The following is a 15,873-nucleotide window of genomic DNA, read 5'->3' as shown; positions in this document are numbered from 1 at the left end:
TCGCGAACGATGTGGAGAAACCCCATGGCGCTGCTGACCTTCGAACTGCCCGACGGCACCACCCGCGAGGTCGATGTCGTGCAGGTGCTCAACGCCGGGTACGCCGGACGCAGCCAGGACGACGTGGCCGCCCACGTGGCGGAACTCGCCGAGCTGGGGGTGCCGGCGCCCTCGGTGACCCCCGCGCTCTACCCCGTCTCCCCCTACCTCGCCCAGCACACCGAGCAGGTCCGCGTCCAGCACGGCCGCACCTCGGGCGAGGCCGAGTGGGCGCTGGTCGTCGACCAGGACGGCGACCTGCTCCTGACGGCCGCCTGCGACCACACCGACCGCGAGCTGGAGGTGCACGGCGTGGCATGGAGCAAGAATGCGAGCCCCGACGTCCTCGCCCGCCGCGCCTGGCGCCTCGCCGACGTGCAGGAGCGCCTCGACGACCTGACCCTGCGCGCCTGGGTGACCCACGACGGCCAGGAGACCCTCATCCAGGACGGCACCCTGGCCGAACTGCTCACGCCCGCCTACTGGGCGGACGTCCTCCGGGAGCGCGGCGACCTGGTGCCCGGCACGGTCCTGATCTCGGGCACCATCCCGATGGCCGAGGGCGTCGACCAGTTCGCCCCCCACTGGCGCGTGGAACTGACCGACCCGGCCACGGGCAACACGATCGACCTGGCGTACGACGTGGTGAGGATGCCGGTGCCGATCGGCTGAGCGGGCGGCCGGTTCGCCGGTCGATCAATGCGGTGCGCGAGGGTGCGGCCGTTCAGCCCTTGACCGCACCCCCCAGCGCGAACCCCCCGCCGAAGCGCCGGGCCACCAGGACGTACAGCAGGATCACCGGCGTCGAGTAGATGATCGAGAAGGCTGCGAGCTGGCCGTAGACCACTGTGCCCCGGTTGCCGAAGAAGTCGTTGATGCTGACCGAGGCCGGCATTTGTTCGGGGGTGAGCAGGAGCATGAAGGGGACGAAGAAGTTGCCCCACATCATGACGAACGAGAAGACCGTGACCACTGCTACTCCCGGGCCCATCAGGGGGAGCACTATGCGGAGCAGGGACTGGAACGAGGACGCTCCGTCGGTCCAGGCCGCTTCCTCCAGTTCCTTCGGGACGCCGTCCATGAAGTTCTTCATCAGCCAGATGGCGAACGGGAGTTGGGACGCCGCGAAGAAGAAGATCGTGCCCTGCATGGTGTCGATCAGGTTGACCTGCACGAAGAGCGCGTAGACCGGGACCATGATTGCCGTGATGGGCAGGCACGTCGCGAACAGGACCGTCGCCAGGAACGGGTTGTTGAAGCGGGAGCGGTAGCGGGACAGCGGGTACGCCGCGAGCGCCGCGCTCGCCACCGTCAGCAGGGTCGCGCCGCCGCACAGCAGAAGGCTGTTGAGGAGCGGCGTGAAGGTGATGTCGGGGGTGAGGACCGCGTCGAAGTTGTCCAGCGTGACCCCGTCGGGGATCTTCACCTGGAGGTTCGCGTGCGGGTCGAGCGCGGAGAGGATCACCCACGCCAGCGGCAGGACGAACGCCGCGGCGACGATCAGGAGTCCGGCGTCGGCCGCGAGGCGGTGGCGGAGGGTGCGGGGTGAGGACACTCAGGCCTCCGAGCGCAGCAGGCGCATATAGACCAGCGAGAACAGCGAGCCGACGACCAGAAGGAGCAGGGCGACCGCCGTGCCGTAGCCGATCATGCTCTTCTGGAAGGCCTGCTCGTACATGAACAGGGGCAGGGTCTGGCTGCGGTTTCCGGGGCCGCCCCGCGTCATCACCCAGATCAGGCCGAAGACGGACAGCGTCTGCAGGGTGTTCAGCATGAGGTTCGTGCCGATGGAGCGGCGGATCATCGGGAGCGTGATGTGCCACATGCGGCGCCAGCCGCCCGCGCCGTCCATCTCCGCAGCCTCGGTGATCTCCTTGGGTATCTCGCCGAGCGCCGCCGAGTAGACCAGCATGGAGAACGCCGTCCCGCGCCATACGTTCGCGAAGGACACCGCGAGGATCGGCAGCGTGAACAGCCAGTTCTGGGTGGGGAGATGGAGCCAGTCCAGGATCGCGTTCAGCGTGCCCTCGCGGCGGAAGAACGCGTAGAGGAGGAAGCCGGCGACGACCTCCGGCAGGACCCACGCGCAGACCACGACCGCGCCCGTGACCGTGCGGACCGTCTTCGACGCGCGCTGCATGAGCGCGGCCAGGGCGAGACCCAGCGTGTTCTGGCCGATGAGCGAGGACAGGACCGTGAAGACGAGCGTGAGCCAGACCGCGTTCAGGAACGCGTCGTCCTTGAACGCGGCCGTGAAGTTGTCGAAGCCCACGAAGGAGGAGTGGGCCTGACCCGTCAACTGCAGGTCCGTGAAGGCGATGTACGCGCAGTACGCGATCGGGCCGGCCAGGAAGAGCAGCAGCAGGACCAGGGAGGGGGCCAGGGGCAGGGCGCGTGTCAGGGGGCGGCGCGCCCCGCCCCGCCCCGGCTTCACCTGGTGATCACCTCGTGAAGGGGGCAGGGGCAGGGGCTGTGTCACGGGGTGGCGGACACCGCTCGGCCCCACCTTCACTTGGTGATCACCTTGCCATCCGTCGCCGTCTTCAGTTGTTCGTCATACGTGCTCGCCGCCTTCTCGACCGAGCTGTCGCCCGTCGTGACCGACTCCATCGCCTCCTGGATCGCCGTGGAGACCTTCGGGTACGCGGGGTATGCGGGGCGGTAGTGGGTCGACGCCACCAGGTCCGTGAAGAACTTGATGCCGGGCTGCGCCTTCACGTACGCCGGGTCGGCCGCGACGTCCTTGCGGACCGCGATGCCCGAGTTGGCGATGTACCACTTCTGGGCGTTGGCCTTGGTCTGCATCGTCTTGATGAACTCGAAGGCCAGGTCGGGGTTGGACGCCTTCGACGGGATCGACCAGGTCCAGCCGCCCGACATGCTGACCTTGCCCGGCGCCTGGCCGTTCTGCGTCGGCATGTGCGCGAGGCCCAGCTTCTGCGACCACTCGGGCCACTCGTGGCCGCTGCCCTTCAGCCAGTCCTGCGGGAGCCAGGAGCCGTCGAGGTTGATCGCCAGCTTGCTCTTGGGGAGCAGCTCGCCGCGGACCCGGGTGCCGATGTTCGGGTCGAGGGCGTCGGAGACGTCGGGGCCGAGCTTCTCGCCGTAGACCGTCTTCACGAAGTTCAGCGCGTCCTTGAACGGCTTGCCCGCGGTGATCCACTTGTTGGACGACCTGTCGTACAGCGGGTCCGCGGTGCCCGGCCCGGTGCCCGTCCCGTACAGGAGCATCTCGAAGCCCTGCATCGCCGACTGCTCGCCGCCGGGCTTGCCCGTGTAGACGTTGAGCGGGGTGACGGAGGGGACCTTCTTCTTGATCGTGCGGGCCGTGTCGAGGACCTCGTCCCAACTCTTCGGCTGCCAGGGCGTCTTGATGCCGGCCTTCGCGAAGATGCCCTTGTCGTACCAGAGTCCGCGGGTGTCCGTGCCGTCCGGGACGCCGTACGTCTTGCCGTCCTGGGCCTTGGCCGCGTTCTTCGCCGTGTCGATGAACTGGTTCCAGTCGGGCCACTTGGCGAGATAGGAGTCGAGGGGCTTGAGGTAGCCGCTGGTGATGTCCGAGTTGATGAGGAACGTGTCCTCGTAGACCAGGTCGGGTGCCGTCTTCGGGGAGCGCAGCATCTGCTGGAGCTTGGTGTAGTACTCGGAGTCCGGCGCCTTGATCGGCACCAGCTTCACCTTCTTGCCCGGATGATCCTTCTCGAACTGCGTCTTCATCGATGCCAGGTACTTGTCCATGACGCGTATCTGGTTGTCGGTCGACTGCTTGAAGGAGATCCTGACGGTGTCCGGGTCGTCCCCGGAGCCGCTGCTGCAGGCCGTCAGGCCGGTCGCGGCGATGAGCAGAGTGGCGCTGAGGAGCACTGGAGCGGTGGGGCGCACGGGCACGACCTCCTACGGGCCGCCGCCGGCCGGCTTGCCGAGCGGGGCTGCCCGGTGAACGTACGGGCGGGGTCGGACCAAGGTCAATCCCCGTGCAGGAGTGGGCGGTTGACCAATGGTCTAGACCGTCGTGAGCCAGCGGTAGTGCAGCTCAGGTCGGCCCACCTGGCCGTACTGGGGGCTGCGGGCGGCGCGGCCCGACTCGACGAGATGCTCCAGGTAGCGGCGGGCCGTGATGCGTGAGATGCCCACGGACTCGGCGGCCGCCGCGGCGGTCAGACCCTCGGGAGCGGCGCGCAGCGTTCGCGTGACGCGCTCCAGGGTCGGTGCGCTCAGCCCCTTGGGCAGGGCGGCCGGACTCGGTGCGCGCAGCGTGGCCAGGGCGCGGTCGACCTCGTCCTGGCCGCCCGCCTCGCCCGCCGCCGCCCGGAACTCCGCGTAGCGCACGAGCCGGTCGCGCAGCGTCGGGAACGTGAAGGGCTTCAGTACGTACTGCACCACGCCGAGCGAGACCCCTTCGCGGACCACCGTGAGATCGCGGGCCGAGGTCACCGCGATCACGTCCGTGTGATGGCCGGCCGCCCGCAGTGCGCGCGCCAGCTGGAGACCGTGGCCGTCGGGGAGGTGCAGGTCGAGAAGGAGCAGGTCGACCTGGGTGCGCTCAAGCGCCCGGTGGGCCTCGGCGGCCGTGTGCGCCTTGCCGATCGCGGTGAAGCCGGGGACCCGGTTCACGTACAGGACGTGGGCGTCGGCGGCGACCGGGTCGTCCTCGACGACCAATACGCGAATGGCGCCGCTGGTGGTGTCGGGATCTGTCACGCGGTGCCTCCCGTGGGCGTGGTCGCGCTCGTGCGCTGGAGGGGCAGGACGACAGTGAACTGTGCGCCGCCCGTGGGGGACTCGGCCAGGGTCAGGGTGCCGGAGTTGCGGGCGACGGACTGCTGGACGAGCGCGAGACCGAGGCCGCGCCCGCCGGGACCGGCCGGCTTGGTGGACCAGCCCCGCTCGAAGACCGCGTCCGCGTGGCCGTCGGCGACACCCGGGCCCGTGTCCGTGACCCGCAGCAGCAGGGTGTCGTCCTGTGCGCGGGCCGTGACCGTCACCTTCGCGTGCGGGGAGCCCTGGGCGGCGTCGACCGCGTTGTCCAGCAGGTTGCCGAGGATCGTCACCAGGTCGCGGGCCGGCAGGCTGGGCGGCACCAGGCCGTCGTCGATGCGGCTGTCCTCGGATATCTCCAGCTCCACGCCGTGCTCGTTGGCCTGCGCCGTCTTGCCGAGCAGGAGCGCGGCGAGCACCGGTTCGCTCACGGCGGCGACTACCTGGTCGGTGAGGGTCTGTGCCAGCTCCAGTTCGGCCGTCGCGAAGTCGACCGCCTCGCCGGCGCGGTCCAGCTCGATCAGCGAGACGACGGTGTGCAGCCGGTTCGCGGCCTCGTGGGCCTGCGAACGCAGCGCCTGCGTGAAGCCCCGCTCGGAGTCCAACTCGCCCATGACCGCCTGGAGTTCGGTGTGGTCGCGCAGGGTCACCACGGTGCCGCGCCGGTCGCCGCTGGAGACGGGGGAGGTGTTGACGACGACCACGCGGTCGGTGGTCAGGTGCACCTCGTCGACGCGGGGCTCCGCCGCGAGGAGCGCGCCCGTGAGCGGGGCTGGCAGGCCCAGCTCCGCGACGTTGCGCCCGACCGTCTCGTCGCCGACACCGAGCAGCTCGCGCGCCCCGTCGTTGATGAGCGCGATCCTGCGCTGCCCGTCGAGCATCACCAGACCCTCGCGCACCGCGTGCAGGGCCGCCTGGTGATAGGCGTGCATGCGGCTCAGCTCGGTCGCGTTCATGCCGTGGGTGTGCCGCCGCAGCCGGGCGTTGATGACGTACGTGCCGATCCCGCCGAGGACGAGAGCGCCGGCCGCGACGCCGGCCACCGCCAGCACCTGGCCGCGCGCCTGCGCGCTGATCTCCTCGACCGTGATGCCGGCGCTGACCAGGCCGACGATCCGTTGCCCCGACATGATCGGGGTCACCACGCGCACGGACGGGCCGAGCGTGCCCGTGTACGTCTCCGAGAAGGTCCGGCCCCGCAGGGCGGGCCCGATGTGGCCGAGGAAGCGCTCGCCGATGCGGCGCTCGTCGGGGTGCGTCCAGCGGATGCCGTGCGGATCCATGATCGTGACGAAGTCCACGCCGGTGTGGCGCTGGACGTCGCTCGCGTACGGCTGGAGCGTGCGGGTCGGGTCGCCGTCCCCCGTGATCGCCCCGCGGACGGAGGGCGCGTCCGCGACCGCGCGGGCCGCCGCCGTCGCCTGGCGTGTGGCGGCCTGCTCGGCCTGGTTGCCGTCGCTGATGTACGTGAACAGCGCGCACCCCGCGACCACGACGAAGACCAGGACGACCTGCATCGCGAAGAGCTGGCCGGCCAGGCTGCGGGCGCGTGGCAGGAGGGGGAAGCGCATGGGCCCAGTCTGCCTCTCGGTACAGGCGCGGACGTTCAAGCGTGAACTACTTGAACGTATAAGCGCGAACTAAATGAACGGAAGGGTGACGGCCCTCACAAGGCGGGAGATAGTCACCGTGATTCGCCAGACGTGAGCCGCACGCATGGCGCGTACGTGCAGGTTTCCCGTACGCAGTACGCCGTACGTCACACACAGCCGTCAGGAGGCACCCGTGGCCGAGACCCAGGTGGCAGCCGCCACCAAGAGAGACCGCACCCACTATCTGTACATCGCCGTCATCGGTGCCGTCCTTCTCGGCATCGCGGTCGGCTTCATCTGGCCGGACTTCGCCAAGGAGCTCAAGCCGGTCGGCACCGGCTTCGTGGCCCTGATCAAGATGATGATCTCGCCGATCATCTTCTGCACGATCGTGCTCGGCGTCGGTTCCGTGCGCAAGGCCGCCAAGATCGGCAAGGTCGGCGGGCTCGCGCTCGGCTACTTCCTGGTGATGTCCGTGGTCGCGCTCGCCATCGGCCTGGTCGTCGGCAACATCCTGCACCCGGGCGACGGCATGCACCTCACGCAGGCCGTGAAGGACGTCGGACACACCGCGGCCAAGGACGCCGCCGAGGGCCCGGTCGACTTCGTCCTCGGGATCATTCCGACGACCCTCGTGTCGGCGTTCACCGAGGGCGAGGTGCTCCAGACGCTGCTGGTCGCGCTGCTCGTCGGTTTCGGGCTCCAGGCCATGGGGCGCGCCGGTGAGCCGGTACTCAAGGGTGTCGAGCACATCCAGAAGCTGGTCTTCCGCGTCCTCGGCATGATCATGTGGGCCGCGCCCGTCGGCGCGTTCGGCGCGATGGCGGCCGTCATCGGCGAGACCGGCGTGGACGCCCTGAAGGCCCTGGCCACGATCATGCTCGGCTTCTACGTGACCTGCATCCTGTTCGTCGTCGTGGTCCTCGGGACCGTGCTGCGCCTGGCCACCGGCTACAACCTGTTCGCGCTCCTGAAGTACCTGGGCCGCGAGTTCCTGCTGATCCTGTCCACCTCGTCCTCCGAGTCCGCGCTGCCGCGGCTCATCGCGAAGATGGAGCACCTGGGCGTCAGCCGGCCCGTCGTCGGCATCACCGTGCCGACCGGGTACTCGTTCAACCTCGACGGCACGATGATCTACCTGACCATGGCCTCGCTGTTCATCGCGGACGCCATGGACCAGCCCCTCGCCATCGGCCAGCAGATCGGCCTGCTGCTGTTCATGATGGTCGCGTCGAAGGGTGCCGCGGGCGTCTCGGGCTCCGGCATCGCGGTGCTCGCCAGCGGACTCCAGTCGCACAAGCCCGCCCTCGTCGACGGCGTCGGCCTGATCATCGGCATCGACCGCTTCATGAGCGAGGCCCGCGCCCTGACCAACTTCGCGGGCAACGCGGTGGCGACGCTCCTCATCGGTACGTGGACGGGTGAGGTCGACAAGGACCGCGTCGCGCGCGTGCTCGCAGGTGACCTGCCCTTCGACGAGCGCACGCTCGTGGACGACGCGAGCGGGGGCGCTGCCGCTGTTCCTGGCCAGCGGGGTGAGGGCGACAAGGAGCTGGCGAAGGCCTGAGCGCTCCGCTGGGTTCGCTTGGAATCTGCGGGTCGGTGGGGGCTTGTTGCGCAGTTCCCCGCGCCCCTGGGGGTGGGGTGGCGTGGGCCTGTATGAAGCCGCGGGTCGGCGGGGGCTGGTCGCGCAGTTCCCCGCGCCCCTGACGGGGCGCCCTAGGTGAGTCCTGCCACCAGTTCGGTGGCGCGTGAGGCGGGTACGCCCGCCGCGGTCAGTACGGTGACCGCGGCGGAGCGGCCCGCCTCTTCTGCTGGGATCAGCCCGTCGTTGACCGCTTCGAGCAGTCCGAACAGCACCTGCTCATGGACGTACGCGAGGGCCGGCGGTGGCAGGGGAGAGGTGAACTCTCCCGATTCCAGGCCCTGTTGGAGCAGTTCGGTGCAGCTGTCGCGGACCGGGCTGAGCCTGGCGCGGATGCCCTCGACGGTCACGGCGCGCTGCGCGAGCGCGACCAGCAGGCGGTAGCGGTCGGCGACCTCCCACACGGCGAGCAGCGAGCGGGCCACGGCCTCGGCCGGGTCGCTCACGCCCGCGCGCCCCTCGGTCTGCGCGGCCTCGACCGCGACGACGGCGTCGTCGACGAGCGCGGCGACGAGCGCCTCGCGGCTGGGGAAGTGCCCGTAGACCGTGCGCCTCACGACGCCCGCGGCCCTGGCGATCTGGTCCATGGACGCGTCCGGGTCGCGCAGCAGCTCGGCGAGGGCGACGTCGAGGATGCGGCGGCGGTTGGTGTCGGCTCGTCCTGAAGTCACGCGCCCATTCTGCACCCCGGTCCCGACCCCGTTCACGTGTGGTTTTGCACAGCGCTGTGCAATGACGTAAATTGCACAGCGTTGTGTAATTGCACAGTGCTGTGCAATGTCCGTGGACACATGGACTCGTGGACTGTGGGGGCCGAGGGCCCCGGAGGGTGGCAGGGGAATGCGCCTCGTCATGAAGGAACCGGTCGAGGGGACGGACCGGCCGTACGCCCGCCGCTGGTGGGCTCTGCTCGTGCTCTGCCTGAGCCTGCTGATCATCGTGATGGCGAACACCGCGCTCACCGTCGCGGCGCCCGACATGACCAAGGACCTCGGCCTGACCAGCGCCGACCTCCAGTGGGTCATCGACGGCTACACCGTCCCGTACGCGGCCCTGATGCTGCTGCTCGGGGCGATCGGCGACAAGTACAGCCGGCGCGGGGCACTCATCCTCGGCCTCGTCGTCTTCGGCGGCGGCGCCGTCGCGGGCTCGCTCGTCGACAGCTCCACCGGGGTCATCGCGGCCCGCGCGGTCATGGGCGTCGGCGCGGCCATGATCATGCCCGCCACGCTGTCGCTGCTCGCGGCCACCTTCCCGCGCGCCGAGCGCGCCAAGGCCATCGTGCTGTGGACCGCCACCGCGGGACTCGCCATCGCCGCCGGACCCCTGGTCGCCGGCGCGCTCCTGCGCAACCACGGCTGGTCGTCCACGTTCCTGATCAACGTGCCCGTGGCCGCCGTCGCCCTCGTCGGCGCCCTCGCCCTCGTACCGCCGTCCAAGGCGGCGCACCAGCACCGGATCGACTACGTCGGCGGACTGCTCTCCGTCGTCTGGGTCGGCGCCCTCGTCTACATGATCATCGAGGGGCCGCACTTCGGCTGGGGGGCCAAGGCGATCGGCGCCGCGGTCGTCGCGGGCCTGGCCCTGGTGGCCTTCGTCCTGTGGGAGCTGCGCCACCCGCGCCCGGTCCTGGACGTCCGCCGCTTCACGGACCGCCGCTTCTCCGGCTCGAACCTCGCGGTCGCCCTCTTCTTCCTCGCGGTCTTCGGCGCCTTCTACTACCTCACGCAGCACCTCCAGTTCGTCCTCGGCTACGACGCGCTGGCCACCGGCGTCCGCATGCTGCCGCTCGCCGGAGCGGTCTTCGTGGGCTCGGCGCTCACGGGGTACCTCACCCCGCGCATCGGCATGAAGATCACGGTGACGGCCGGCATGGTCGGCGGCACCGCGGCCCTCGCGCTCCTCACGCGCATCGACGCCTCGTCGGCGTACGGGGACTTCGTGCTGCCCCTGGTCATCCTCGGCCTCGCGATCGGCCTCGCCCTCTCGCCGTGCACCGACGCGATCATGGGGTCGTTCCCCGAGTCGGAGCTGGGCGTGGGCGGCGCGGTCAACGACACGTCGCTCGAACTCGGCGGCTCGCTCGGCATCGCGATCCTCGGCTCGGTCCTGGCCGGCTCGTACTCGTCGCAGCTGGCGGACAACACGGCCGGTTCGAAGCTGCCGGGCGACGCGCTGTCGACGGCCCAGGACTCGGTGGGCGCGGGCTACGCGGTGGCGCAGGGCATCGGGGCGCAGGCCCACAAGGCCGCCGAGAAGGCGGCGAGCGCGACCAGCCCGGAGCAGGCGGCCCAGCTCAAGGGGCAGGCCGAGCAGCTCGCGCAGGGCGCACACGGGATGGCCGACGCGGTGGGCTCGGCGTTCTCGGGCGCGGTGGCGCACACGAGCCTGGTCGGCGCGGTGATCCTGGGCGTCGGGACGGTGCTGGTGGCGGTACTGCTGCCGCGGCGTGCGCGGGGTGCGGCGGAGCGGGAGCTCACCGGCTCCGCCGAACTGGTGGGCAGCGAGGGCTAGTTACCCGCGGACGCGGACGTGGGTGAGGAAGCGGGTCCATGTGGCGGGGGCGAGGAGGAGGGCCGGGCCCGTCGGGTTCTTTGAGTCGCGGAGGCCTATTCCGGCGGGGGTCTCCGCGACTTCTACGCAGCTGTTGCCCGTGCCACCGCTGTACGACGACTTGCGCCAGGCGGAGTGCGGCGCGATGTCGAGGTCGGTGAATCGGGGGTGAGTGTTCATGTGTCAGAGCTCTCGTTCCAGTCGTCGCAGAAATTCCGGTGTCTCCTCCGGCGGAAGTGCCGAAGCGACCATGGCGTCGAACCGGCGGGCGAACCGGTCGACTTCGCGGGGCTTGTCGGAGGTGGAGACGGCGCCCCAGGCCGTGTCGGTCTGCACCCGGGGCGGCAGCCGGTCTCCGAGGTAGAGGATCGCGAAGTCGTTGGTCGAGCGGTAGCCCCGCCCGAACGACAGCACCTGGATCGTGATGTGGTCGTGCGCCGCCCACTTCGTGAGCTGCCCGAACTGTTCGCGCATGACGTCGGCGTCTCCCACGACGTAGCGCAGCGCGGCTTCGCCGAGGATCGCGTGGAGCCGGACGGGGGTGTCCCGCGTCAGGACCTCCTGCCGGGCCATGCGCAGTTCCACGCCGTTGCGGATGAACTCCGACGTGGTTTCCTCGACCGGCCTCTGCACTTCGAAGATGCCCCGGGCATCTCTCCGTCTGGAGCAGTCTGTGCACCACTGTCGGGTGGTCCAGCAGCCTGGCGTCGGTGAAGGCGGCGACCAGTTCGGCGCCCGTCGTCATCGGCGGAGCTCAATCCGGTCGGCCTCCTCGCCTGCTCGTGGACGGCAGGAAAGCGCCAATCAAGGGTGCTCGGGGCCGCTCCTTCCATGACGGCGCCTCCGTAACAACGCCGGCACCCTGGTGCGGCAAGATCCGCATTCGCCCCTCTGGCCAGAGCCTTTGCCTCGGTGGCCCCACTCTCACCAGAGCGATCGCGGGGGATCTTCGGGTCCCCCACGTAGATCAGGTTCCGGCCACAACGCATGTACGTGCTCGTTAGGGTTCTGCACGGACTGTGAGGCACCGACTACCTTGCCTGGGTTGCTTCTGTTACAGATGAGAACTGCAGGATCGGACTCAGCAGCCGGGAGAGAGCGCTGAGGGACAGGCAGTACGGGGGAGGGCGAAGCTGTGGCCGACGGTTCGGGGGGCTCGTCGCAGGCACCTTCTGGCGGGATCGGAGCGGTGGCAGGTGGTGTCGCCGCGTCGCTCATGGCTGGTGGTGGCGCGGCTGCGGTGCAGGCCATGCGGGTCGAGGGCGAGACGCTCACGGCCTTCAAGCGCAGGGTCGACGCGCTTCTGACGGACCTGGAGAAGTCCCATGCCGCGCCGAAGACGATTGCGAACGGGACGATACCTACAGGGCGGTTGGGGACGTTCGACGAGGCGAATGCGTTGCACACCTCCTACCTACACACACGTGCACGGCCAGTTGGAGAGCCTGTCGAAGATGCTGGCGCTCCAGATCGAAGCACTGGTGGTCACGGTCGACGCGTCGAAGACCGGCTACAACAACCTAGATGATGACGTGCGCGCCCGGTTGAGCCGCATTCGCAGCGAGGCCGACGCTCTCTTGGAGCGCGGCCCGAACGCGAAGTCGTCTGCAGGCCCGGACAGTTCGGCCGGCGCCGATCACAGTGAGCCGACGCCCAAGGCGACGGACAGCGAAGCCGGCGGGCTGTGATGCGGCCCTTGTTGGATGTGGGAACTGTCGTAAGGGCCAAGGCCCGAGGGCGCGAAGACGGGGGTGCAGCGGCATGAGTGACTTGGGTTCCCAGATGTGGGGGATGGTCAACGAGTACCGCTTCGCTGTGCACACCCCGGAGCAACTCTGGGCGATGGTCGAGTCCGCGGACGGTACGACCCCCGCGGACCTCGGCGCGCTGCTGACCTCGGCAGCGAAGACGATCACGAGTATCGGTGATGACCTCAAGACCCACAGCACGGCTGTCGAGTGGGACGGTGAGGGCGGCGACGCGTTCCGGAAGTGGGTCCACCAAGCCGCGCTCGCGACACTGGGTCTGGGCGACTACAGCGAGACCGCGGGAAAGTGGATGGCCAACGCGGCGGACACGCTGCATGAGGTCAAGCCGCAGCTGGAGAGCTTGAAGAACTCGAGCGTCGCGGCGCGCTCGGTGCTGGACGCGCACGCGGCTAAGGCGGCGGATGTCGGCAACCATGACGGTGGGCCGTCTGAGTCGGCTGTTACGTCGGCCAAGTCGCAGTACGACAACGACCGCGCCGAGGCGGCCATGCTGATGATGAAGCTGGCGCAGTCGTACACGGCCTCGAACGAGCAGATCGGGGCGCTGAAGGAGCCGGAGTTCCCGGAGCTGCCGAAGCAGTTCGTGCCTGACAAGCGCGACGGCCGAGACGACAAGTCGGGATCGTCCTCCGAAGCGCCTTCGAACACGGAGGCGGCAGCCGTGGCGAGCGGAGCCGGTGTTGCCGCGGCGGGTACCGCGGTGGTCCGGGAGGCGGCGCGCGGCGCTGCCTTGGCAACCGGAGGCCATGGCCCCACTGCCAGTCCCCCAAAGTCGATTCCGGATTTGCCTATGGGCGGGACGGGAACGTCCCTCGACCGCGCCAGCACACTTCCGTCTTCGCCTGCGTCGGCTGCTCCGCTGTCCCCGCCATCGCCATCTCCGTCCGGGATCGTGCCGCCGGGCCCGGGAACGCCGCCGCCGGTGTTCGGAGGAACTGGACGTCCAGCTGCGCCTCCGCGCGCTTCTGGGGCAGGTCGTCTCCCCTCGGCCTACGGTGCTCGGGGACCGTTTGGCACTCCGACGGCCCCCGGTACTCCAGGCACTCCCGGCGCGTCGCGCGGGATGACACCGGGACGCGGAGTTCCTGGTATGCCGGGATCAGGGACACCCAGTGGCTCCGCAGCACCGAGGCGGGGGCCGGGCAATGTGAACCCCGGACGTCCCTCCAATGGAATTGTCGGTGGTCGCCCGATGGCGCCGGAGGCAGGTCGTCCGGCGAGCGCGCCTTCGCGAGGCACGGTGATCGGTGGCACCCCGGCCCAGCCGACACCCGGAGCGCGCGGCGGCCCTGTAAACGGGGCCCGTACTGGAGCAGTGCCTGGCCCCGGCGCCGGTTCTGCCGCAGGCCGTGGCAGCGGTTCGACGGGAGCACGACTGCCAGCGCACTCGGATGGAGTCGCCGGCGGACAGCCCCAGCCGTCAAAGACACGCCGGAGTCCGTCGCCAGCGGCCCGTGGGACGGGCCTCGTACGCAGTACCGAGGGCGACGTGGCCCAGGCGCAGCGCGGCAGTGGACCCGCCCGGGCCTCCTCGACCACCTCACGCAAAGATGGTGCCCGGCCTGCGCCTTCAGAGCACCCGCGTTCTGAGCGGCCAGTGGGAGAGGAAGCAGAGGCAGAGCAGACAACGAGGCCGTTGTCTCCGCCTCGTCTGCCGGGCCTGCCCGACGAGTAGCAGCGACACGAAGGATGACCATGGGGTCCGGTATCAAGCAGGTGCGACGGCTTCGGCTGGGGGCGGTCCTGTCCGGTGTCGTGCTCGCGGGCCTGGTGGTGACTCCTGCACAGGCTGAGAGCGTCCGCAGTCAGCAGTGGTACCTGGATGCCACGCGGGCCGAGCAAATGTGGAAGACGAGCACGGGCAAGGGGGTTACGGTCGCGGTTCTCGACTCCGGAGTCGACCCTGATCTTCCCGACCTGCGCGGGCAGGTGCTGTCGGGTAAGGATTACTCGTGGCACCCCGGGGACGAGCACACGGATTACGACGGTCACGGAACCGACATGGCCGTGCTCATCGCCGGGACCGGCGCGAAGGGAAGCACGACGGGTACGTACGGGCTGGCTCCGGGAGCGAAGATCCTTCCGGTCCGGGTGCCGGACTTCATCGAGCGGAGCCGGGCTGACGGCGACGGGAATCCGGACGACTATCCCACGTACGTGTCCAAAGCCATCCGCTATGCCGCAGACACAGATGCCCGGATCATCAACATCTCACTGGGCAGTGAAGAGCACTCGAAGAAGCTCGACGACGCGGTCGCCTACGCGTTGTCCAAGAACAAACTGGTCTTCGCAGCCGTGGGAAACACCGGTGCCGGGTCCAACAGACTGGAATTCCCGGGCGCGACACCGGGAGTGGTGGGTGTCGGAGCGATCGGCAAGGACCTCAAGAAGACGAAGGAGTCCCAGCACGGTCCGCAGGTAGACCTGGTCGCGCCCGGTGAAGAAATGGTCCACGCCTGCAACGGGAAGACCAGTCTGTGCGAGTCACACGGCACCAGTGACGCCACGGCGCTCGCGTCGGCTTCGGCCGCGTTGATCTGGTCGAAGCATCCAGACTGGACGAACAATCAGGTCCTGAGAGTCATGCTGAACACGGCGAGTGGCCCGGTGAGTGGCAAGGAGCGCACCGACGAGATCGGCTACGGTGCCGTCCGTCCCCGCATCGCGCTGACGGACCCAGACAATCCGGGGCCAGCCGACGCATACCCGCTGCCCGACTTCAAGGACGGGGCGGCAGAAGTCCTCGGGGGTGCGACGGCGAACCCCTCGGCGAGCGCCACGGAGCCGGCTGTGGCATCCGGCGGCGACGACTCCAGTGCGATGCCGTGGATTCTGGCGGGTTTCGGCGGCCTGGTACTCGTCGGTGCCGCTGGCGGGACCCTGGCGTTCCGCAGCCGCAAACGTCGCCGAGAGGCGATGGCCGCGCAGCCGCCGATGCCACCCGCGCAGCCGTACGCGACCGACTGGAACCCGCAAGCCCTACAGCCCGGTCCGCAACAGGGGCAGCAGTGGCCTTACCACCAAGACACCAACCACACGGGGAGGCCATGACATGGCGTGGGACGAGTGGGAGCAGCTGAAGGCGGACGCGCTGGCGCAGCGCCAACAGCAAGATCCGCGTATGCAGTTGAACAGCGCTCCGTCTGGCAGGCGCCCTGGCGGCGGCGGGGACCAAGACCTGAAGACGGACCCGACCGGCAAGAAGGCCGCGGTGAAGGCCCTCGAGGAGGAGATCCGCCCAGGCACGGACAAGGCCGGAGACGGCGCGCGGAACGCGTCCGCCACGGCGGCGCAGACGTTCTCCGGCTGGGCGACCAGCGAGGGACTGGCGGACGCGCACAAGGAGTGGGAACTGCAGGTCGCCAACCTCAAGGGCCGTCTGGACAGCGACCAGACGGCGTTGACGAAGACGCAGGGCGAGTTCCTGAACGTCGACCACGGCGTGGAGGGTCAGATAGCCCAGGTTGATCCGGGACGCGCGCCGCGTCGCGAGATCTGAACCAGTAGCAGCGGAAAC

Annotated in this window: 14 protein-coding genes; 6 read left to right on the top strand and 8 right to left on the bottom strand. The window is 69.5% G+C overall.

The window, feature by feature from the left end:
• Positions 1 to 24: 24 nt before the first annotated feature.
• Positions 25 to 711, top strand: coding sequence for a DUF2848 domain-containing protein (locus tag OG698_RS17375; protein WP_329570209.1), 687 nt, complete (start codon positions 25 to 27; stop codon positions 709 to 711).
• A 52-nt stretch (positions 712 to 763) separates the two neighbouring features.
• On the opposite strand, the gene OG698_RS17370 is transcribed toward OG698_RS17375, so the two are convergent.
• The 5 genes from OG698_RS17370 to OG698_RS17350 all read right to left on the bottom strand — a co-directional run bounded on the left by OG698_RS17370 (position 764) and on the right by OG698_RS17350 (position 6,368).
• Positions 764 to 1,594 carry a carbohydrate ABC transporter permease gene (locus OG698_RS17370; RefSeq protein WP_399969475.1) on the bottom strand — a complete coding sequence of 277 codons (831 nt, stop codon included), beginning with the start codon at positions 1,592 to 1,594 and terminating at the stop codon, positions 764 to 766.
• Positions 1,595 to 2,500, bottom strand: a complete 906-nt coding sequence (locus tag OG698_RS17365; protein ID WP_406111119.1) for a carbohydrate ABC transporter permease — start codon at positions 2,498 to 2,500, stop codon at positions 1,595 to 1,597.
• A 47-nt stretch (positions 2,501 to 2,547) separates the two neighbouring features.
• Positions 2,548 to 3,921, bottom strand: a complete 1,374-nt coding sequence (locus OG698_RS17360; RefSeq protein ID WP_398375194.1) for an extracellular solute-binding protein — start codon at positions 3,919 to 3,921, stop codon at positions 2,548 to 2,550.
• Between the two features lie 120 nt (positions 3,922 to 4,041).
• Positions 4,042 to 4,740 (bottom strand): response regulator, encoded by a 699-nt coding sequence (locus OG698_RS17355; RefSeq protein WP_406103907.1) that lies wholly within the window; start codon positions 4,738 to 4,740, stop codon positions 4,042 to 4,044.
• Positions 4,737 to 6,368, bottom strand: coding sequence for an ATP-binding protein (locus OG698_RS17350; protein ID WP_406103906.1), 1,632 nt, complete (start codon positions 6,366 to 6,368; stop codon positions 4,737 to 4,739). Before OG698_RS17350 ends, OG698_RS17355 begins: the two co-directional genes overlap by 4 nt.
• Before the next feature lie 214 nt (positions 6,369 to 6,582).
• Between OG698_RS17350 and OG698_RS17345 the strand changes: the two genes are divergently transcribed.
• Entirely contained in the window at positions 6,583 to 7,956 is a 1,374-nt protein-coding gene (locus OG698_RS17345) for a cation:dicarboxylate symporter family transporter (protein ID WP_406103904.1), read from the top strand.
• 152 nt (positions 7,957 to 8,108) lie between these two features.
• On the opposite strand, the gene OG698_RS17340 is transcribed toward OG698_RS17345, so the two are convergent.
• Positions 8,109 to 8,705 (bottom strand): TetR/AcrR family transcriptional regulator, encoded by a 597-nt coding sequence (locus OG698_RS17340; RefSeq protein WP_240654269.1) that lies wholly within the window; start codon positions 8,703 to 8,705, stop codon positions 8,109 to 8,111.
• A gap of 169 nt (positions 8,706 to 8,874) precedes the next feature.
• Here OG698_RS17340 and OG698_RS17335 point away from each other — a divergent pair, with 169 nt between their 5' ends.
• Positions 8,875 to 10,548: an MFS transporter gene (locus OG698_RS17335; RefSeq protein ID WP_406103902.1), complete on the top strand. Its 1,674-nt coding sequence runs from the start codon at positions 8,875 to 8,877 to the stop codon at positions 10,546 to 10,548.
• Here the strand turns inward: OG698_RS17335 and OG698_RS17330 are convergent, their stop codons facing one another.
• Positions 10,549 to 10,767, bottom strand: coding sequence for a DUF397 domain-containing protein (locus OG698_RS17330; protein WP_406103900.1), 219 nt, complete (start codon positions 10,765 to 10,767; stop codon positions 10,549 to 10,551). It abuts the gene before it with no gap.
• A 3-nt stretch (positions 10,768 to 10,770) separates the two neighbouring features.
• A complete protein-coding gene (locus OG698_RS17325; RefSeq protein WP_406103899.1) occupies positions 10,771 to 11,220 on the bottom strand; it encodes a DUF5753 domain-containing protein in 450 nt (149 codons plus the stop codon).
• Positions 11,221 to 12,011: 791 nt separating this feature from the next.
• On the opposite strand from OG698_RS17325, the gene OG698_RS17320 reads away from it, so the two are divergent.
• The 3 genes from OG698_RS17320 (at position 12,012) to OG698_RS17310 (ending at position 15,855) form a co-directional block, all read left to right on the top strand.
• On the top strand, positions 12,012 to 12,275 hold the full coding sequence (locus OG698_RS17320) for a hypothetical protein (RefSeq protein ID WP_406103897.1): 264 nt from the start codon (positions 12,012 to 12,014) through the stop codon (positions 12,273 to 12,275).
• Between the two features lie 1,836 nt (positions 12,276 to 14,111).
• Positions 14,112 to 15,407, top strand: coding sequence for a type VII secretion-associated serine protease mycosin (gene mycP, locus OG698_RS17315; RefSeq protein WP_406103895.1), 1,296 nt, complete (start codon positions 14,112 to 14,114; stop codon positions 15,405 to 15,407).
• A 1-nt stretch (position 15,408) separates the two neighbouring features.
• Complete coding sequence (locus tag OG698_RS17310) at positions 15,409 to 15,855, top strand: hypothetical protein (RefSeq protein ID WP_406103893.1); 447 nt, start codon at positions 15,409 to 15,411, stop codon at positions 15,853 to 15,855.
• The last annotated feature ends 18 nt before the right edge of the window (positions 15,856 to 15,873 follow it).

The organism is Streptomyces sp. NBC_01003, assembly GCF_045162695.1.
Lineage (GTDB): Bacteria > Actinomycetota > Actinomycetes > Streptomycetales > Streptomycetaceae > Streptomyces.
Note: the sequence above shows the minus strand (reverse complement) of the source record. Positions and strands in the feature narration are given on the sequence as shown.